General features: G+C 38.9%; 19 protein-coding genes. 11 read left to right on the forward strand and 8 right to left on the reverse strand.

The features are described from left to right. The first annotated feature begins 10 nt into the window (after nt 1-10). The 4 genes from gpmI to HYG79_RS02885 are packed head-to-tail and all read left to right on the forward strand — an operon-like array spanning nt 11 to nt 4007. Nucleotides 11-1528 carry a 2,3-bisphosphoglycerate-independent phosphoglycerate mutase gene (gene gpmI, locus HYG79_RS02870; protein ID WP_179240664.1) on the forward strand — a complete coding sequence of 506 codons (1518 nt, stop codon included), beginning with the start codon at nt 11-13 and terminating at the stop codon, nt 1526-1528. Between the two features lie 52 nt (nt 1529-1580). Further along, entirely contained in the window at nt 1581-2330 is a 750-nt protein-coding gene (locus HYG79_RS02875; RefSeq protein ID WP_179240665.1) for a hypothetical protein, read from the forward strand. Nucleotides 2331-2387: 57 nt separating this feature from the next. Then, nucleotides 2388-3206: a type I methionyl aminopeptidase gene (map, locus tag HYG79_RS02880; protein ID WP_179240666.1), complete on the forward strand. Its 819-nt coding sequence runs from the start codon at nt 2388-2390 to the stop codon at nt 3204-3206. A gap of 36 nt (nt 3207-3242) precedes the next feature. Then, complete coding sequence (locus HYG79_RS02885; protein WP_179240667.1) at nt 3243-4007, forward strand: class I SAM-dependent methyltransferase; 765 nt, start codon at nt 3243-3245, stop codon at nt 4005-4007. Here HYG79_RS02885 and HYG79_RS02890 read toward each other — a convergent pair whose 3' ends face one another. The 8 genes from HYG79_RS02890 to HYG79_RS02925 all read right to left on the reverse strand — a co-directional run bounded on the left by HYG79_RS02890 (nt 4008) and on the right by HYG79_RS02925 (nt 11735). After that, nucleotides 4008-5048, reverse strand: a complete 1041-nt coding sequence (locus HYG79_RS02890) for an FAD:protein FMN transferase (protein ID WP_179240668.1) — start codon at nt 5046-5048, stop codon at nt 4008-4010. 20 nt (nt 5049-5068) lie between these two features. Continuing rightward, on the reverse strand, nt 5069-5431 hold the full coding sequence (locus HYG79_RS02895) for a Na(+)-translocating NADH-quinone reductase subunit F (protein WP_179240669.1): 363 nt from the start codon (nt 5429-5431) through the stop codon (nt 5069-5071). An 81-nt stretch (nt 5432-5512) separates the two neighbouring features. Then, the gene (nqrF, locus tag HYG79_RS02900) at nt 5513-6820 is read right to left on the reverse strand and encodes an NADH:ubiquinone reductase (Na(+)-transporting) subunit F (protein ID WP_179240670.1); all 1308 of its coding nucleotides are present in this window, start codon (nt 6818-6820) and stop codon (nt 5513-5515) included. Between the two features lie 4 nt (nt 6821-6824). Then, on the reverse strand, nt 6825-7568 hold the full coding sequence (gene nqrE, locus HYG79_RS02905; protein WP_179240671.1) for an NADH:ubiquinone reductase (Na(+)-transporting) subunit E: 744 nt from the start codon (nt 7566-7568) through the stop codon (nt 6825-6827). Between the two features lie 133 nt (nt 7569-7701). Next, nucleotides 7702-8349 (reverse strand): NADH:ubiquinone reductase (Na(+)-transporting) subunit D, encoded by a 648-nt coding sequence (locus HYG79_RS02910; protein ID WP_179240672.1) that lies wholly within the window; start codon nt 8347-8349, stop codon nt 7702-7704. A gap of 1 nt (nt 8350) precedes the next feature. Next, complete coding sequence (locus HYG79_RS02915; RefSeq protein WP_179240673.1) at nt 8351-9100, reverse strand: Na(+)-translocating NADH-quinone reductase subunit C; 750 nt, start codon at nt 9098-9100, stop codon at nt 8351-8353. Between the two features lies 1 nt (nt 9101). Continuing rightward, a complete protein-coding gene (locus HYG79_RS02920) occupies nt 9102-10379 on the reverse strand; it encodes an NADH:ubiquinone reductase (Na(+)-transporting) subunit B (protein ID WP_179240674.1) in 1278 nt (425 codons plus the stop codon). Between the two features lie 3 nt (nt 10380-10382). Further along, nucleotides 10383-11735: a Na(+)-translocating NADH-quinone reductase subunit A gene (locus HYG79_RS02925; protein ID WP_179240675.1), complete on the reverse strand. Its 1353-nt coding sequence runs from the start codon at nt 11733-11735 to the stop codon at nt 10383-10385. A 151-nt stretch (nt 11736-11886) separates the two neighbouring features. Between HYG79_RS02925 and HYG79_RS02930 the strand changes: the two genes are divergently transcribed. The 7 genes from HYG79_RS02930 (at nt 11887) to HYG79_RS02960 (ending at nt 18859) form a co-directional block, all read left to right on the forward strand. Continuing rightward, nucleotides 11887-13131, forward strand: coding sequence for a type IX secretion system plug protein (locus tag HYG79_RS02930; RefSeq protein WP_179240676.1), 1245 nt, complete (start codon nt 11887-11889; stop codon nt 13129-13131). Nucleotides 13132-13156: 25 nt separating this feature from the next. Next, complete coding sequence (locus HYG79_RS02935; RefSeq protein WP_228027924.1) at nt 13157-14299, forward strand: DUF3667 domain-containing protein; 1143 nt, start codon at nt 13157-13159, stop codon at nt 14297-14299. A gap of 4 nt (nt 14300-14303) precedes the next feature. Continuing rightward, entirely contained in the window at nt 14304-14690 is a 387-nt protein-coding gene (gene apaG / locus HYG79_RS02940) for a Co2+/Mg2+ efflux protein ApaG (protein ID WP_179240677.1), read from the forward strand. Between the two features lie 183 nt (nt 14691-14873). Further along, nucleotides 14874-16502, forward strand: coding sequence for an L-glutamate gamma-semialdehyde dehydrogenase (gene pruA / locus HYG79_RS02945; RefSeq protein WP_179240678.1), 1629 nt, complete (start codon nt 14874-14876; stop codon nt 16500-16502). Nucleotides 16503-16616: 114 nt separating this feature from the next. Beyond that, nucleotides 16617-17612: a DKNYY domain-containing protein gene (locus HYG79_RS02950; RefSeq protein ID WP_179240679.1), complete on the forward strand. Its 996-nt coding sequence runs from the start codon at nt 16617-16619 to the stop codon at nt 17610-17612. A 97-nt stretch (nt 17613-17709) separates the two neighbouring features. After that, entirely contained in the window at nt 17710-18081 is a 372-nt protein-coding gene (locus HYG79_RS02955; RefSeq protein WP_179240680.1) for a hypothetical protein, read from the forward strand. Nucleotides 18082-18340: 259 nt separating this feature from the next. Next, on the forward strand, nt 18341-18859 hold the full coding sequence (locus tag HYG79_RS02960; RefSeq protein WP_179240681.1) for a DinB family protein: 519 nt from the start codon (nt 18341-18343) through the stop codon (nt 18857-18859). Nucleotides 18860-19011: the final 152 nt, after the last annotated feature.

Raw genomic sequence — 19011 nt, forward strand, 5'->3', positions numbered from 1 at the left:
TTCGAAGAAAATGGATAAAAAAGTAATATTGATGATTTTGGACGGCTGGGGCAAATCTCCGGATGCCAAAGTTTCTGCGATAGCCAATGCAAAAACGCCCTTTATAGATTCCCTTTACACAAAATACCCCAACGCAAACCTCTTGACCGATGGCATGAACGTAGGCCTACCCGAAGGTCAAATGGGCAACAGTGAAGTGGGACATATGAATTTGGGCGCTGGTAGAATCGTTTATCAAGATTTGGCCAAAATCAACTTGGCCATACAAGAGAACACCTTAAAAGATGAAAAAGTATTGAAAGATGCCTTTTTATATGCCAAGGAAAACAACAAATCGGTCCATTTTTTGGGATTATTGAGCAACGGTGGGGTTCATAGCCATATAGATCATATAAAAGGGCTTATTGCAGCAGGTAACGATTATGGTCTAAACAAAATGTTCGTTCATGCCTTTACCGATGGTAGGGATGTTGACCCAAAAAGTGGTAAGGGGTTCTTAAAAGACTTGGTATCATTTTGTTCAAACAAGAACGCCAAATTGGCTTCGGTCGTGGGAAGATATTTTGCGATGGATAGGGACAAGCGTTGGGAACGGGTAAAAATAGCCTATGATGCCATTGTCAATGCAGAAGGGGAAAAATCAACCGATATTGAAAAAAGTATTCAAAAAAGTTACGATGTCAATATAACCGATGAATTTATAAAACCCATCGTAATGATTGATGAGATGGGAAATCCCGTAGCAAAAATTCAAGAGGACGATGTAATTGTCTTTTTTAATTTTAGAACTGATAGGGGGCGGGAGCTTACCCAAGTTCTAAGTCAAGAAGATATGCACGAGCAGAACATGCTCAAACTAAATCTGTATTATGTTACCATGACCAATTATGACGATTCTTTCAACAACATTCATGTGGTTTATGATAAAGATAACATAAAAGATACTTTAGGAGAGGTCTTGGCCAAGGCGGGGAAAAAGCAAATACGTATTGCGGAGACCGAAAAATATCCACATGTAACCTTTTTCTTTAATGGTGGTAGAGAAGTTCCTTTTGACGGGGAAAAACGCTTACTTTGCCCGTCGCCCAAAGTAGCTACTTACGATTTACAACCGGAAATGAGTGCATACGACATACGCGATTGCATTATTCCCGAGCTTCAAAAAGGGGAAGCGGATTTTGTATGCCTCAATTTTGCAAATCCTGATATGGTTGGCCATACGGGCGATATGAATGCGGCAATAAAAGCATGTGAAGTCGTTGATGAATGTGCCAAGGCCGTAGTGACCGCTGGGCTTGAAAATGGATATTCAACTATCATAATTGCCGATCACGGCAACTGTGATACGATGATAAACCCAGATGGGTCACCAAACACAGCACATACAACGAATCCGGTACCTTTGATTCTTGTAGACAATGATATCAAAGAAATAAATGACGGTGTTTTGGGCGATATTGCCCCGACCCTGTTAAAAATGATAGGCGTGCCCCAACCCAAACTAATGACCCAAAAGTCTTTGGTCTAAAATTATACTATCCCAACAGTACTGACGTTACCTTAACAAAATAATTCATTTGATGAAAAAGATTGTTTATAGCTTGATTATGGTACTATTTTTTCAAGCTCAAAGTTGGGCACAAACCTGTGCGGTAAAACAAATGGTTCAAGAAGAATTTAATGAAGAGGGTGAGTCTATTGAAAAAAAGACCTATACACTTTACTATAATCAAGAAAATGTTCTTGAGGAAGTCCAGATTCAAACTGAAGAGGAGGATTTGAATACATTAAAATTTGAAAAAATAGGTTCTGATACAAAAATCACATGGTTTTTAGATGGGGAATATGACCGTCATTTTCTTGTCACAAATGCCAGTATTCTGGTATTTGATGGTCAGGACCAAAATAGTTTTGATGTTGATTATGCCGATGAGTACTTACTGACTTTTGAAAACAATCTCTTGACAAAAATAGACGACAATAGGGTTTTTTATTGGGAACTGGGTAATGTCATAAAGTCTGAATCTATAGGAAAAAAAGGGAAATCGGTCACAACGTATTCTTATATCAACGCCCCAAACCCTTTTCTAAGCCTTCATAAATTGGGAGCCATAGATGTATTGGCAAATAGTGATTTTATACCCTATATATATACACTTTCCAGCCAGGTTATCAACTCCGAAGAAAGTGTTCGTATTCGCAATGGGGAAATGACTTCAAACCCGGGCAAGGACCACAAATACAGTCATAAAGTAAATCAAGATGGTTGTGTTATAGAGTTTACCGAGCATGCACCCTATCACAAATTAATGTATACATTCAAGTATTGAAAATACACACCATTCTTCATATTACTATTTAAAACATTTCCACTTATCTTTGCTACCATGATTAAAGTAAAGACTCCGGAAGAAATTGAATTGATGCGGGAAAGCGCGCTTATCGTTTCCAAAACACTGGGAATGTTGGCCGCAGAAGTAAAACCGGGCGTTAGCACCTTGCAATTGGATGCGATGGCGGAAACCTACATTCGTGACCACGGAGCAGTGCCCGGCTTTTTAGGGCTCTATGATTTTCCCAATTCACTCTGCATGAGCCCCAATGCCCAAGTGGTACATGGCATACCCAATACTACCCCTTTGACCAACGGGGATATTATCTCAATAGACTGTGGTGTGCTGAAAAATGGATTTTATGGCGATCATGCCTATACATTCGAAGTTGGGGAGGTAGCCCCTCAAACCAAAAAACTTTTGGAAATCACAAAGCAATCCTTGTATGTAGGCATACGGGAATTTAAATTGGGAAACCGGGTAGGAGATGTAGGCTATGCCATTCAAAAATTTACCGAAGATCATGGGTACGGTGTGGTACGCGAATTGGTAGGTCACGGATTGGGACAAAAAATGCATGAAGATCCCGAAATGCCCAATTACGGTAAAAGAGGCAGGGGTAAAAAATTTGTTGAAGGCATGGTCGTTGCCATTGAGCCTATGACGAATCTGGGAACCCGACGCATAAAGCAATTGAAAGATGGTTGGACCATTTTAACTGCTGACGATAAACCCAGTGCCCATTTTGAACATAATGTTGCATTGGTAAACGGAAAGCCAGAACTTCTTTCTACCTTTAAATACGTGTATGATGCCTTAGGTATTGAAAGTGATGAGGAAGAGGAATTTAGGCAAACCAAGCTTCAATTGTAATACTGTTCATTTAAGCTATGCTTAGCTTGAAAAGCTATGAAGAAAATCTTCAAACTTGCTCTGAATCTTTTCCCAAGAACCTTTCTTATTAAACTGAGTTATTGGGTAAGACCCGTTCTCGCTATATGCATGAGAGGCAATAACCATGTTGATCCTATTGATGGAAAGCGATTTAGAAGTTTTTTGCCCTATGGGTATGAAAACCCCAGAGAAAACGTACTCTCACCCTCTACACTTTCCTTGGAACGCCATAGGTTACTTTGGCTGTATCTAAAAAAAGAGACCGATTTTTTTTCCTCAAAACTAAAAGTATTGCATTTTGCACCGGAACAGGCCTTTTACAAAAGATTCAGAAAACAAAAAAACCTGGATTACACCACGACCGACTTAAACTCACCATTGGCCGATGTAAAGGCAGATATATGCAACTTGCCATTTCCCGACAACTCTTTTGATGTTATTCTTTGTAATCATGTTCTGGAACATATTCCCAATGATCAAGAGGCCATGCGAGAAATGTACCGTATTCTAAAAACTGGAGGTTGGGGCATTTTTCAAATACCTCAAGATTTAAATAGGGAGACTACATTTGAGGACAATACGATAACCGACAAAAAAGAAAGAACCAAGATTTTTGGCCAATACGATCATGTTCGTATTTATGGCAGAGACTATTTTAATACGTTAAGGCAGGTTGGCTTTAAAGTAGAAGAGGTGGATTTTACCAGTTCTTTATCTGATGGGAAAATAGAAAAATACCGATTGGCCAAAGGGGAAATAATACCTGTGGTACGAAAATAATTATTCACTTACGACGAGTGTTTCAAAACCATTCGTCATAAATTCCTTGGTTTCGCCATTCTGATCTAAATAGATGATATAGGCATCCACGGCCTTTTGGTTTAACAAAATTTGAATGGACTCATCCAGATCCATGGCCATAAAAGCTGTGGCGTAACCATCAGCTACGGCACAATTGTCGGCAAGGATAGTTACCCCTAAAACGTTTGAGTTTTTTGTGAATCCGGTTTTAGGATTTACTGTATGAACATGCTTTTTCCCAGTAATTGAATCTACCCTAAAATGCCTGTAATTGCCGGATGAGGCAAGTGCTCTGTCCGTAATATAAATTCGTTTTTTTGCTTTTCGCTCACTTTGCATTTGAGGGTCATCAATGGCCACTAACCATGGTTTTGCCTTGAGTTTGTTTTTTCCCTTGGCCACGATTTCGCCCCCCACTTCCAAAAGATAATCTTCTATTCCTTTTTTATCGAACATAGTTCCCAAGCGATCTATGGCATACCCTTTGGCGATGGCATTAAAATCAAAGTAAATATTAGGGTTCTTCTTCACTATCCTATCGCTTTGATCAATACCAACTTTGTCAAGCCCAACGTACTGCATCAAACTATCAACTTTAACGCTATCCATCTCAATTTGCTTGCCAGGACCAAAACCCCAGGCATTGACCAGAGTACCTACGGTTGGGTCAAAATAACCATTGGTTTTCTGCGCTATGTTTTTTGAGAGTTTAAAAACTTCCTTGAACATAGCGTCGACGACTACCGTGGTATCCCCCATATTGATTCTTGATATATCGGAATCTGGTATGTAAGTGGATAGGGATTTATTAACAGCCGTAAAAACCGAATCTATCTCTTTTTGATAATCCAATTCTTTGTTCGATAAGTAGATAAGACTGTACGATGTACCAAGTGCTGCACCAATATTTTGATTTTTAACGATCACAGGGTCGGTAGAACAGCTAGAAATCGAAAAAACAGCTAAAAGAGCAAGTAATAATTTAAAACAAATACGATGTGTTTTGTAGGTAATAGACATTAAAATAACTTATTTGAGACTTATATTTTTATCAATCCGTCGTAATCCACAATATATTCTTGATTAAGATATACAGGCAGATTATAATCCGAAGCATTTACTAGACCAACGGCAGCATAAAACGTATCAGCTTCAAACTTTAAGGCGTGCTCCTTCATTTTATTTAAATCGGCCTTGTAAAATTCAATATCTTTTGGGTCTCCAGGGTAGCCGATACTCTTTACCACCACAAAATGAAGCTTTTTATCCTTGAGGCATACAAATTGCGGATTTTTTTTGAGTTCACTGTTGACGGACAAAAACTCAAAACCATCGGCTTCCAATTGTTTGCCAACAATATTCATGGCCAAATTATGTAGTTCCTGTTCTGTTAGCGGCTGCATTTTGATTCTGTTTTATAAAAAAACCGATATTTATCACATATCGGTTTTTCACGTATTTCAAAATATATTGATTTTTGTGTTTTATCCACCAAAATCGTCAAAACGTATATGCTCATCAGGGATTCCAAAATCCTCACCCATTTTCTGGACCGCTTTGTTCATTAAGGGAGGTCCACAAAAGTAAAGCTCAATATCCTCGGGAGACTCGTGGTGGTTCAAGTAATTATCGATTACACAATTGTGTATAAAACCAACAAAACCGTCTCCGGGTGCATCTATATTCTCTTTCACCTTCCAATTATCTTCTTCCAAAGGCTCAGAAAGTGCCATATAAAACTTGAAGTTTGGAAAGTCTTTTTCCAAGGCTTTAAAATGATCTATATAAAATAGCTCCCTTTTGGAACGGCCACCATACCAATACGTTACTTTTCTATCGGTTTTAAGGGTTTTGAAGAGATGGTATAAATGTGAGCGCATCGGGGCCATACCGGCACCACCGCCCACATAGAGCATTTCAGAATTTGATTCGTTGATAAAAAATTCACCATAAGGACCCGAAATAGTTACATCATCCCCAGGTTTTAGGGCAAAGATATAAGATGAGGCCACACCTGGGTTAACATCCATCCACCCATTTTTGGACCTGTCCCATGGCGGGGTAGCAATACGAACGTTCAACATGATTTCCCTTCCCTCAGCCGGAAAAGAAGCCATGGAGTAAGCTCTTTCTACCGTTTCAGGATTTTTCATGACCAAAGGCCATAAATTAAACTTGTCCCATTCGGCTTGAAATTTATCTGGCTTGTCATGTTCCTCTGGGTGTGCTGTAATATCAATGTCGGAATATTTGACCTCGCATTCAGGAATCTCAATTTGGATGTACCCACCAGCTTTGTAACCCATATCTTCAGGAATCTCGACTACGAATTCCTTTATAAAAGATGCTACATTATAATTTCTGACCACCTTGGCAGGCCATTTTTTTATACCGAAAACTTCTTCGGGTATGGTGATTTCCATATCCTGTTTAACCTTTACCTGACAGGCCAAACGTGCTCCGTGCTGTAACTCTTTTCTAGAAAAATGAGGTGTCTCGGTAGGAAGTGCTTCGCCGCCACCCGATAACACATGGCACTCACATTGTATACAAGTACCACCACCACCACAGGCCGAAGGCAAAAACACTTTTTGGTTACCCAAGGTCGATAATAATGTTGAACCAGAAGCAACCTCAATTTTCTTTTCTCCGTTAATGGTCAGGGTAACCGGACCAGACGGCGAGAGTTTTTGCTTGGTGAACAAAAGTACCGCCACCAAAAGCAATGTTAAGATTAAGAATGCGATTACAGTTATCAGAATGGTACCACCAGTACTTGTAGCTAATATCATCTTATTATTCTTTTATTACATCGTTATAAGAGACTGCCTTTTTATCGTCTTCAATCTCCTTTTCAATTATTTCTTTTTCTTCGGTTTTTTCGGCAGTGGTTGTCTCGGTTCCTTCAGGTGGGTCATTGTCCCCTGTCAACATGCCTCCAAAACTTTGAAAGCCAATCCCCATTAGACCGGTTATGATAAATGTAATACCAAGACCTCTTAATGGTGCAGGAACATTTGAATATCTAATTTTCTCGCGAATGGCAGCGATGGCCAAAATAGCCAAAAACCACCCTATACCAGAACTGATGCCGTAATTCAGTGCTAGCCCCAAAGATGGGATTTCACGTGCCTGCATAAACAAAGAGCCACCTAAAATAGCGCAATTCACCGCAATCAAGGGTAAAAATATCCCCAACGAATTGTAAAGCGAAGGCGAAAATTTTTCCACAACGATTTCAACCAACTGTACCATTGTGGCTATGGTGGCTATAAAAAGTATGAACGATAAAAAGCCTAGATTGTAATCTGCATATTCAGGCCCTAACCAAGCCAAAGCGCCATCACGTAATAAATATTGGTCCAACAACCAGTTCAATGGTACGGTTACCGCCAAAACAAATATCACGGCAGCTCCAAGGCCGACAGCCGTTGCCACTTTTTTGGAAACCGCTAAATAGGAACACATTCCCAGGAACACGGCAAACACCATATTATCAATGAAAATGGATTTAAAAAACAATTCTAAATGCTCTAACATAGTTTTGTATTCAATAATTAGTATTTAGTCGATAGTGTTATTTCAAATCTCTGTAAACAGAAAGATTGTCATTTGCCACCCAACCCTTATACCTCTTTTATAATTTTATCAATTTGATTACTTTTTACGTAACCTAGTTTTCCTCTACCAATGCCGGATTTCTTGAACGTTGTACCCAAATTATAATCCCAACCACTATAAGTGCTGCGGGTGGTATAATCATGAATCCATTGTTTTCATAACCTATGGAATACAGACCCGTTTTCGCAATCGGATCACCTAAAACAGGAATACCGAATAACGTACCCGAACCTAGCAATTCTCTAAAAAATCCGATAATGACCAAGATAACGCCATAACCCAAAGCATTACCAATACCATCTAGGAAAGACCTCCAAACACCATTACCTAGGGCAAAAGCTTCAAAACGTCCCATAATAATGCAGTTGGTGATAATCAATCCCACAAAAACCGATAAGGTTTTGCTAAGCTCATAAGCAAAAGCCTTTAATACCTGATCTACTACGATTACCAAAGTAGCCACAACGATCAATTGGGCGATAATACGTATTTTGGAAGGTATGACATTTCGCAACAAAGAAATGACAACGTTACCAACACCCATTACAAAAATTACGGAAATGGCCATGACCAATGATGCCTTTAGCTCTGCCGTAATTGCCAAAGCAGAACATATGCCCAATACCTGAATGGTAATGGGATTGTTATCCGCTAAAGGATCTAAAATTAGATTAGTATCTTTTTTTGAAAGTAGTGCCATTTTATTTTGTTCTAATCGTTTCTAAATAGGGCTTGTAAGCCTTTAAGGTTTCTTTTATCATTGCAGTAACTCCGTTACCTGTTATGGTAGACCCGGCTATAGCATCCACTTCGTTATCCTCTTTATCTTCGTTTAAAGGGTCATTATTGGTTTTTGATACGGTAATGCCGGAATAGCTGTTGCCATCTAAAAGGGACTCGCCTATAAAATCATCCATGAAAAAACGTAGTTTGATGTTTGCGCCCAGACCGGCGGTCTCGCCTTTATGATCAAAATAGACTCCTTGAACGACCATGTTTTTATTTACTGAGATAAAACCCCAAATGGCATCCCAGAGCCCTTTACCGTACATGGGTAGAACGTAAATCTCTTCACCTTCTTTTTCTCCTACGAATATGGGAAGTTTAGCTTCTTTACCGCTTTTAAACGCAGCAATTTGTTTCTTAACGTCCAAAGCGAAAGCTTGGTCATCTTTTTTAATCTCCCCATTTATTAAAATATACTGCTCCTTTATTTTCTCATTGAACTTTTCCTCTACCACATCAGTTGGAATAAAATTCACACCACTATCAGGTGTATTTTCGTTTACCCCCATGGCATACAAGATATTCTGTTGTTTTTCAAACCGTTCGTTCTCCTTGATTCTTTCGCTTAGACCCGATGCTAGGAAAGCAAGAACAGAACCAACCACTACTACCATAATTATCGCAAAGAAAATGGTATATCCGTTTTTATCAGTGTTTATAGCCATCTTAAACCGTTTCTGCTTTTAATTCTTTAGCTGCACTATCACTGTCTTTTGGAAAGATTACAGCATTTTTGAGTCGTTTCATTCTTCTTTTCACATTACCTTGTATCACGTAATGATCAATGGTGGGTGCAAAAACGTTCATTAATAGAATCGCCAAAAACACACCTTCGGGGTAGCCCGGATTGAAAACACGAATCATTACCGAGATAAACCCTATGAAAAATCCGTAAATCCATTTGCCACGATTTGTCTGGGAGCCTGTTACGGGGTCTGTAGCCATATATACGATACCAAATGCCAATCCGCCCACAATCAAATGCTTCCAGAAATCAAATTGCATCAAACCATAAAACTTACTGTAATCGGCAATCCAACCTGCTTCGACAACACCGTTGAAAATCAAGCCCATGGCCAATGAACCTATAACCGCACTTAGCATAATTCGCCAACTGGCTATTTTACTGAAAATCAAGAAAAGTCCACCGAGCAATATGAGAAAGGTAGAAGTCTCACCCACTGACCCGGGAATAAAGCCGAAAAACATATCGGACAAGCTGTATTTTGCCTGATATGCAGCTTCGTTTCCCTGTGCCAAATACCCTAGGATTGTTTCGCCTGTAATGGCATCTGCCGAACCTGCTTGGGTCACACCTTCTTTTGCGCCGTGCACCCACACTTTATCGCCACTCATCCATGTAGGGTAAGCAAAAAACAGGAAGGCCCGTATCGTTAGGGCAGGATTTAAGATATTCATCCCAGTACCACCAAAAACTTCTTTACCGATAACAACGCCAAACACGACGGCAACAGCCAACATCCATAATGGAGTATCAATCGGCATAATGAGAGGTACCAACATACCGGTTACCAAATAGCCTTCCTCAACTTCGTGCCCTTTGATAACGGCAAATATAAATTCAACAATAAGCCCTACACCATAGGATACGATGACCAATGGTAGTACCTTAACGATACCTATCCAAAAGTTATCCCAAGTAATGAAATGTTCCATCAAGGAAAAATTCTCGGGAAAACCGTTGATAGCGGAATAATGCTGATAGCCAGCATTGAACATGGAAAACAATAAAATAGGTAACAATGCTATAATTACCGTGTTCATTGTTCGTTTTAAATCATCGGCAGCCTTTACATGTGTTCCCCCGGCATGGGTAGTTTCATCCGGTGTAAACAAAAAAGTGTGAAAGGCATTGAAGGCTGGGGCCATTTTTTTGCCCTTAAACTTCAATTTAATCTCGTGCATTTTGCTTTTTATGCTCATCTTTTATCCAATTTCTTTTTGTAATAAATCCAATCCTTCACGAATAATTTGTTGGTGTGGTTGTTTAGAAATACAAATAAATTCAGTTAACGAAAAATCTTCTGGAGCCACTTCATAGAGCCCCAATTGCTCCATTTCATCCAAATCTTTCACCATGCAAGCCTTTAAAAGCTGCATGGGATAAATATCAAGTGGAAAAACCTGTTCATATTGCCCTGTAACCACAAAAGCTCTGTGCTCGCCATTTGTATTGGTGGTAAGGTCGTATTTTTTATTGGGTTGCAACCATGAAAAAGTCAACGCCCTTGTTGTCGAAACTTTGTTGAAGATAGGTTTGTTCCATCCAAAGAATTCATAATCATCGCCTTCCGGAATTGCAGTAACGGTATTGTTATAAAAGCCTAGATGGCCATCTTGACTACTTTTGGAACCCGTTAGGACATCACCATTGACTACTCTAAAATTCTCTTCGTTTACACCACTTGCATATAAAAAAGTGGAAATTTCGGCACCGATTTTGGTAATGTAATATTTTGGCGCTTTTACCGAAGATCCGGCCAATGCCACCAAACGTTCCGCATTAAATTTTCCGGTCAACAGTAGTTCACCTATGATAACAAGATCTTGTGGAGCAACGGTCCAAACCAACTCGCCTTTGTTGACAGGGTCTAATTTATTGATTTGGGTTCCCACTAGACCGGCCGGATGTGGTCCAGATACTTTATGCAACTCGATACCATTTAGCGATGCTAAGGGCGAATGACTGGATTTACCCACGGATACGTGCACTTTACCGGGAGTCAGTTTTCCTAAAGCAGTGATTGCCGCTTGTAGTTCGGCCTCTTTTCCTTGGAGGACATAGTCTAAGTCCGCAGCCAAAGGTGCAGTTGCGTACCCAGAGATAAAAATCGATTTGGGCGTAGTATCAGGGTTGGCAATTACATCATATGGTCTTTGCTTGATAAACGGCCAACAACCACCTTTCAACAAAAAGGACTTAATGGTTTCTTTAGAAGCTTCTTCGACATTTATTACATCATGCTCCAAAGTTTCCTGAGACTTGTCGGCCAATATTTTCAAGGTAAGAATTCGTCTTCTGGCACCTCTTTCAATCTCAACCAATTCACCGCTCACAGGAGAAACGAATAACATGTCTTCACTATTCTTGTTGTAGAACAATGCCTCACCAGCTTTGACCTCAGCACCCTCTTTTACCAACATTTTGGGCATAATGCCATGAAAATCATCAAGTTTTAAAGCATAAACATTACTTAAAGCGGCTTTTGAAGTAGTCTTATCGGCCTCGCCAACAAGATTGATGTTTAAGCCTTTTTTTATTCGAATGTCTTTAGGCATATATTGTAGACCTTAGGTTAACAAAATTTGCTTCAAATTTACTACTAAACTAAAAGTTTTCATAATTATTGCCCATAAATTTGGCATTACACCGATGATAATTTCTGCGGTATGCTTTTTGTTTACCTTTACCCAAATAAATATGTTATAAATGCTTTCAAATCTTAAACAGATTTTTTTTCTACTTTGCATTTCGCAAGTGTTCGCACAGGTCCAAATGGAAATCGACCCACCAGAAAATATCAAGTCCATTGTTTTCAAAGGCCCTACAGATGACCAATTTCCACTTGTGCAATTGGGGGAATCCATCTCTTTGGAGTTCGATGACATTTTGGCCATTGAACAGGATTACTATTACAAAATCATACATTGTGATTACGATTGGACACCCTCAGAGTTGCTAAAATCACAGTATTTGAAAGGTGTTGACAATCAACGCATCATTGACTACGGCAATAGCTACAACACACTACAACCCTACTCCAATTACAGATTGACCCTGCCCAATGAGAACGTTGGGTTCAAGGTAAGCGGTAATTATCTTATCGAGATATACAATATTGACAATGAGCTCCAATTCTCCAGAAGGTTTGTTATCTATAAAGACATTGTCAAAATCGGCGGTGTCGTGAAACGCTCCAGGGATTTCAATTTTCTGAACGAAAAGCAATCGGTTCAATTTACCATCAACTCAGGAAACTTTCAATTGATCAATCCAAAAAAAGAAGTCAAGATCGCCCTTATCCAAAACTACCATTGGCCCACTGCGCTTTATGACATAAAACCACAATTTACCATAGGAAACCAATTGGTCTACAAGTATGATCAAGAAACCAGTTTTTATGGCGGAAACGAGTATTTATTGTTCGACACCAGCGACCTAAGAGCACCGAGCGCCCACATTTCGAGTATCGATTTTAAAGAATTGTACAATCATTATCTCTTTGGCGACGATTACCGAAATGATGAGCCGTATACCTATTTCCCGGACATAAACGGGGATTTTGTTATCAGGACCCTTCAAGGGGAAGATATTTCGCGAGAAGCAGAATACACCAAGGTACATTTCAGCTTGCCCTACAACGAACTTATCGGTCTTGACGATGTGTATGTTTATGGAAAGTATAATAATTACGCCCTTGTCGATGAAAACAAGATGACCTACAACGAAGAAAACGGTATGATGGAACTAACACTTACCTTAAAACAGGGCTTTTACAATTACAAATACGTGATTCGAAGAGAGGATGAAACCATAGATTTGAACGCCGTTTGTGGAAATTTTCATTTTACCGAAAACAACTATATTATTTTGGTGTATTACAGGGATTTTGGGGATATGTACGATAGCGTTATAGGTATCGGTACCGTAAATTCAAGGAATATCAGCAATTAATGTATATTTATCCTTTGTCTTTTAGATGATGGAAAACAAACCGACCATTGTACCCGCAGGAAGGTACAGATTACAATATCGTGGTACCGAGTGCACCAATTGCAAACATCCGTTGGACATTAGCGACAAGTACTGCCCGAGTTGCTCACAGGCCAATAGCACAAAAAAATTGACCCTAAAAGACTTCTTTGATGAGTTTTTCGCATCAATGATCTCCTACGACTCTAGACTTTTGAAAACTTTATCGGCATTAATGCTTCGCCCGGGCAAGATAACCAAAGATTATATTGCCGGGAAAAGAATCTGCTACACGAATCCGTTTCGGTTTCTATTGAGTTTGACCATCGTATATTTTTTGATGATGAGCCTATCGGGCGACTTCGGAAAATATGACGATTACATACAGAACAACAACGCATCGATCCCCAATATAGACGAAGGGGTGGTAAAAATAAATTTTGGAAGCGATGAGGCCCAAGAACTTGCCCAGGCGTTGGATTCCATCAGTGGAAATAGTGGAAGTGAAAAGAGAAGCATTCTAGACGCCATGTTCTGGAAACAGGATTCGATTACGATGGCTAACCCTCAAGGAAAATATAATGAAATCAATGAAAAATGGGCTTTGCCCCGTTTTTTTGATAAACGACAGTTTTTTGAAACCTTAATACGCAGGGACAGTATAAAAACATTTGATCAAATCTTGTCAAAATACGAGGTTGCCGACAGCATGGAAAACAAAAATGCATTTAATGCCGCTAAGGGTACAATACGTGCGCTAGGCCAGCCCGGTAGTTTTTTCAATGCCATATTGTCCAGGCTTCCGTTTCTCATTTTCTTCTTTTTACCCGTATTTGCCTTGTTCATATGGTTGGTCTATATCCGAAAAAAATATAATTATACCGATCATCTTATATTTAGTTTCCACAATCAATCTTTGTTATTTATCTTGCTTATCATTAGCTTTTTCATAGATTCGATTTTTAATATAACTACGGATGGTTTTTTTATCATAATCTTCGGGATATATTTATTTATCGCCCTAAAAAAGTTTTATGGTCAAGGATGGTTTAAAACTATTGTTAAATATACTTTCTTGAACACTATTTTTTTTATTTTAGCTATGCTGTCCGTCGTTATATTGTTCATTGGCAGCGCATTTACCTATTAAGATTATGATAACACAGGTAACCAAGGGTATAAAAATCTCTGTACAGACCAGTTTTGAAGGTACTTTTTTCAAAAACTATAAAATGCACTTTGCGTTTGGTTATACCATTACGATTGAGAACCAAAGTAAGGATTCCGTTCAACTTACTTCTAGACATTGGCAAATTTATGATGCCCTAAACGATATGGAGATGGTTGACGGTGAGGGCGTCATCGGAAAAAAGCCTGTCATCAAACCAGGGGAATCACACACCTACAGTTCAGGTTGTTTATTGACCTCGCCCGTTGGGGCCATGAAAGGCCACTATAACATGGTCAATTTTAGCACTACCGAAAAATTTAGGGTTTACATCCCCACTTTTAAGTTTAGCGCACCTTTTGCATTAAACTAAATCTGCTTTGCCTCTTTTATGAATTCGCATTCAATGCGTATTATTCTTATGTCCTGATAAAGCATTCGCAATAAACTATATAAAATCATTGGCAAATCACAATTTCTTTATCTGTTTTGGCCTCAAAACCAAATCATGATTATGTACCTTTGCATCGGTTAAAATTAAAAAACAAAATATATTATGGGCAAAGGATTTTTTCAGGTTCCCACTGCGTTCAACGAACCTATAAAAAGCTATGCACCCGGAACACCGGAACGCGAAGCAGTACTTAAACAATATAGATCTTATTTTGATGGCAAGGTTGATGTACCCATGTACATCGGTAGCGAAGAAATAAAAACCGGTAACACCAAACCCATTTCACCGCCGCACGACCACAAACATATCGTAGGGCAATATCATTTGGCAGAAAAGAAACATGTTGAAAAAGCCATTACCAATGCTTTGGATTCTAGAGAAAAATGGGCAAACTTGACTTGGGAGCAGCGCGCTGCGATTTTTATGAAAGCGGCTGAATTAATCGCTGGCCCATACAGAGCAAAAATAAACGCTGCTACCATGATAGCACAGTCAAAAACGATACACCAAGCAGAGATTGATGCAGCTTGTGAATTTATAGACTTTCTGCGCTTTAACGTAGAATATATGACCCAAATTTATGAAGAGCAACCAGATTCGGCAGAAGGTATTTGGAATCGGGTGGAATATAGACCCTTAGAAGGTTTCGTATATGCTATCACCCCTTTCAACTTTACGGCCATTGCTGGAAATTTGCCCGCCAGTGCCGCGATGATGGGGAACGTAGTAGTTTGGAAACCTAGCGACCACCAAATTTTTTCGGCCAAGGTCATTGTCGATATTTTTAAGGAAGCGGGGCTACCAGATGGGGTCATCAATGTTGTTTATGGCGACCCGGTCATGATTACCGATACCGTTTTGGCAAATCCGGATTTTTCTGGAATCCATTACACGGGATCTACCTTTGTGTTCAAAGAACTTTGGAAAAAAATCGGAAACAACATACACAATTACAAAACATATCCAAGAATAGTAGGGGAAACGGGAGGTAAGGATTTTATCGTTGCACACCCATCTGCCAAACCACAACAAGTTGCTACTGCGATAGTTCGTGGTGCTTTTGAGTTCCAAGGTCAAAAATGTAGTGCCGCTTCAAGGGTTTACCTGCCAAAATCAATATCCAAAGAAATTTTGGACTTGGTAAAAACCGATGTTGCGTCTTTCAATAAACCGGGCTCACCCGAGGATATGTCCAACTTTATTACAGCCGTTATTCACGAAGGCTCTTTTGATAAATTGGCCAAGTATATTGACCAGGCCAAGGAAGATAAAGCATCGGAAGTCATCATAGGTGGTAATTACGACAAATCAAAGGGCTATTTTATGGAGCCAACGGTTATTCTCACTACCGATCCTAAGTACACCACCATGGAGACCGAACTTTTTGGCCCGGTGGTCACGGTTTACATATATGAGGACAAGGATTGGGCCAAGACACTAAAATTGGTAGATTCTACATCGGAATATGCTTTAACGGGAGCCGTTCTTTCCACTGATAGATACGCTATTGATGAAGCGACCAAAGCCCTACAAAATTGCGCCGGTAACTTTTACATCAACGACAAACCTACCGGGGCCGTGGTGGGACAACAACCCTTTGGTGGTGCAAGAGCATCGGGTACCAACGACAAAGCTGGCTCTGCACAAAACTTGTTACGTTGGGTATCTCCAAGATTGATAAAGGAAACTTTTGTAACACCGGAAGACTATAGATATCCTTTCTTGGGATAAAGTTTATACCACACTTCTCAAAGCTAACCCGTTTTTTCACTGAAAAACGGGTTTTTTGTGCAATGTGTTTTTACGATTTTCGTTTAAGGATATAGCTTTTCTCAAAATGGTATTATGAAATCGATCTTAAAAATTCTCTTTGCGCCCCTAATTTGGATAATACATTCATGCAGCCCAATAGGGGAACCAGTAAAAGAACAACTCTCGAACAACCATTATTATAACAGAAACAATACAGACATAATATACAGTTCGGGAGGAAACTGGTTTGGACTAGGAAAAAAAGCCATGAACGTTGACATGGACACGTTTGAGGTTTTGAATGGTTTATTTGCAAAGGACAAGAATAATTTATATTGCTATCACAATAAAGTTTCCCATCCCAAACTTGATTTGGAAAGTTTTTACGCCAAGGGAGAAACAGCGGTCGAAAGGGATAAGATGAACAACATAGGTTTTGACAAAAATCATGTTTACGTAACAGTTTCCAAAAGGCAAGGCGACATATACACTACGGGGATTACCATTTTAGAAGATGCAGATCCAAAAACTTTTAAAAAGATTGATTATCATGGTTGGGCAAAAGATCATGAAAGATATTACTATCGCAATGCGTTAATTCATGTGGACTACGATAGTTTTACGTTTATTGATGAGTTTTTTAGTAAGGATAAAAACCATGTGTACTGGCATACCTTTTCCAACTTTGTAAAAACCGATGCCAATCCAGAAACTTTTGTTTCGGCTGAAAAAAGTAAGTACATAGCCATAGATGACAAGGCCTTGTATGTTACCAATTATTCAAAAGACCAAAAAGAACCTATTACAATACCATATACCAGCAAGGACTCTATTAAAGTATACGACGATATGTATTTTAAGGTTGGGCGTACGGTATACTATGTAGGCAAACCAATACTTGAAGCTGATATTGAAACTTTTGAATTGTTAGAATTCTCGTATGCAAAGGACAAAAATCATGTCTTTTATAACGGTAAAAAAATTGAGGGCGCTGACCCAAATAGCTTTGAACATGATGAGGGAGCTAGATGTAAGGACAAAAACGGCTATTTTTTATCTGGAGAAGCTTACGAATTTAAAGAATTGTAGGCCCATTTCTTTTAGTTATCCAATATACAAAAAACAAAACTTCAATATTACCAAAGCAACCTTTTATCTAAAACCAAATCTTATTTAAAATGGGATTATGAAAAAAAGTATATATATTTTATTGATCGGGATATTGCTTCAAAGTTGTACGGACAACGATGACACATCAGCAGCTTGCGGTGTTGACAACCCTCTACTAGAGCTGGCTTGGCTCAAAACCGAAATAGAAAACAGAGAGAACAACCCTACAGAAGATATGAAGTATTGTTACATTACCCAAGCGGACTATAATGGAAAAACTGTTTTTATATATTCTGACTGCAATCCCTTAGTCAATAAAATTACACCAATTTATGATTGTGAAGGAAATTGGTTAAATGATTCTGCGGAAAATCAAATTTCATTCAATGACTTACAAAACAGTGTCATAATCTGGAAACCTGATAATTTTGCATGTCAGATTAATTAATCTCCATATACCCATACTGAGTTTTACCTTTCAATACATATTAAAAATATATGTTTCGTTGACGTTTTATTTGATAAGTCTATTTAAAAACGGTCAAAAAGTACGGTTTCATTCTTGATATCATTTTTTTACTTTTTTCATCTTCTTTAAACATACCGATTGCCATTCATATTTTACAAAAAATAGGAAACTGGGTTTATTTCTGTATTTTTGATACTAGTTCACTACTAATCAATAATTTAATCTAAAAACAATCAACATGAAAATGAAACTCACATTGGCAATGATTATGCTCGTAACGGTTTTTTCGGTACAAGCACAGGACGACTTGGCCCAATCAACGATACAAATGGTATTGACAGGCAACCAGGCACAGGTGATTCAATTAGCGGAAGCTTTTTCCGCTGAACAGTACGATTGGCGACCCATGGAAGGTGTAAACTCTGTTGGGGAAGCTCTTTTGCACATAGCAGGTGGCAACTATTACCTGGCATCCAAAATGGGGTTTGCCCCCCCGGAAGATGTTGATATGATGAACCTTGGAAAAATTACTGGAAAAGATAATATCATCGCGGCCTTAAAAAAGTCCAATGCGTTTGTACTCGATAAAATCATGATGGTAGAAACCGGTCAACTTAACGAAGAGGTTGATTTTGGTTTTGCCAAAATGAACAAGTTAGGTGGTCTTTTGGCCATGATGGAGCACAATGGCGAACACAAAGGCCAACTAATCGCTTATGCACGTTCTAACGGGGTGGTACCACCATGGAGCAAATAACAACCCGATAAATATCGTCAAGCCCCTTTAAACTAAGATTTAAAGGGGCTTTTTGTTTGTTATCGCAAAAACCATAGTATCAACATGTTATATTTAATACAATATTAATGTAAATTTTACGTTAATTAATTGTAAATTAAACGTAACATGTC

Origin of the sequence: Costertonia aggregata, from assembly GCF_013402795.1 — a bacterium.
GTDB lineage: Bacteria > Bacteroidota > Bacteroidia > Flavobacteriales > Flavobacteriaceae > Costertonia > Costertonia aggregata.

Coding starts and splice junctions, on each gene's coding strand:
- HYG79_RS02890 (WP_179240668.1), bottom strand. CDS start 5,048: ATGTCTATTACCTACAAAACACATCGTATTTGTTTTAAATTATTACTT.
- apaG (WP_179240677.1), top strand. CDS start 14,304: ATGATAACACAGGTAACCAAGGGTATAAAAATCTCTGTACAGACCAGT.
- gpmI (WP_179240664.1), top strand. CDS start 11: ATGGATAAAAAAGTAATATTGATGATTTTGGACGGCTGGGGCAAATCT.
- HYG79_RS02935 (WP_228027924.1), top strand. CDS start 13,157: ATGATGGAAAACAAACCGACCATTGTACCCGCAGGAAGGTACAGATTA.
- HYG79_RS02960 (WP_179240681.1), top strand. CDS start 18,341: ATGAAAATGAAACTCACATTGGCAATGATTATGCTCGTAACGGTTTTT.
- nqrF (WP_179240670.1), bottom strand. CDS start 6,820: ATGATATTAGCTACAAGTACTGGTGGTACCATTCTGATAACTGTAATC.
- HYG79_RS02920 (WP_179240674.1), bottom strand. CDS start 10,379: ATGAGCATAAAAAGCAAAATGCACGAGATTAAATTGAAGTTTAAGGGC.
- map (WP_179240666.1), top strand. CDS start 2,388: ATGATTAAAGTAAAGACTCCGGAAGAAATTGAATTGATGCGGGAAAGC.
- HYG79_RS02955 (WP_179240680.1), top strand. CDS start 17,710: ATGAAAAAAAGTATATATATTTTATTGATCGGGATATTGCTTCAAAGT.
- HYG79_RS02925 (WP_179240675.1), bottom strand. CDS start 11,735: ATGCCTAAAGACATTCGAATAAAAAAAGGCTTAAACATCAATCTTGTT.
- nqrE (WP_179240671.1), bottom strand. CDS start 7,568: ATGTTAGAGCATTTAGAATTGTTTTTTAAATCCATTTTCATTGATAAT.
- HYG79_RS02885 (WP_179240667.1), top strand. CDS start 3,243: ATGAAGAAAATCTTCAAACTTGCTCTGAATCTTTTCCCAAGAACCTTT.
- pruA (WP_179240678.1), top strand. CDS start 14,874: ATGGGCAAAGGATTTTTTCAGGTTCCCACTGCGTTCAACGAACCTATA.
- HYG79_RS02910 (WP_179240672.1), bottom strand. CDS start 8,349: ATGGCACTACTTTCAAAAAAAGATACTAATCTAATTTTAGATCCTTTA.
- HYG79_RS02895 (WP_179240669.1), bottom strand. CDS start 5,431: ATGCAGCCGCTAACAGAACAGGAACTACATAATTTGGCCATGAATATT.
- HYG79_RS02915 (WP_179240673.1), bottom strand. CDS start 9,100: ATGGCTATAAACACTGATAAAAACGGATATACCATTTTCTTTGCGATA.
- HYG79_RS02875 (WP_179240665.1), top strand. CDS start 1,581: ATGAAAAAGATTGTTTATAGCTTGATTATGGTACTATTTTTTCAAGCT.
- HYG79_RS02950 (WP_179240679.1), top strand. CDS start 16,617: ATGAAATCGATCTTAAAAATTCTCTTTGCGCCCCTAATTTGGATAATA.
- HYG79_RS02930 (WP_179240676.1), top strand. CDS start 11,887: ATGCTTTCAAATCTTAAACAGATTTTTTTTCTACTTTGCATTTCGCAA.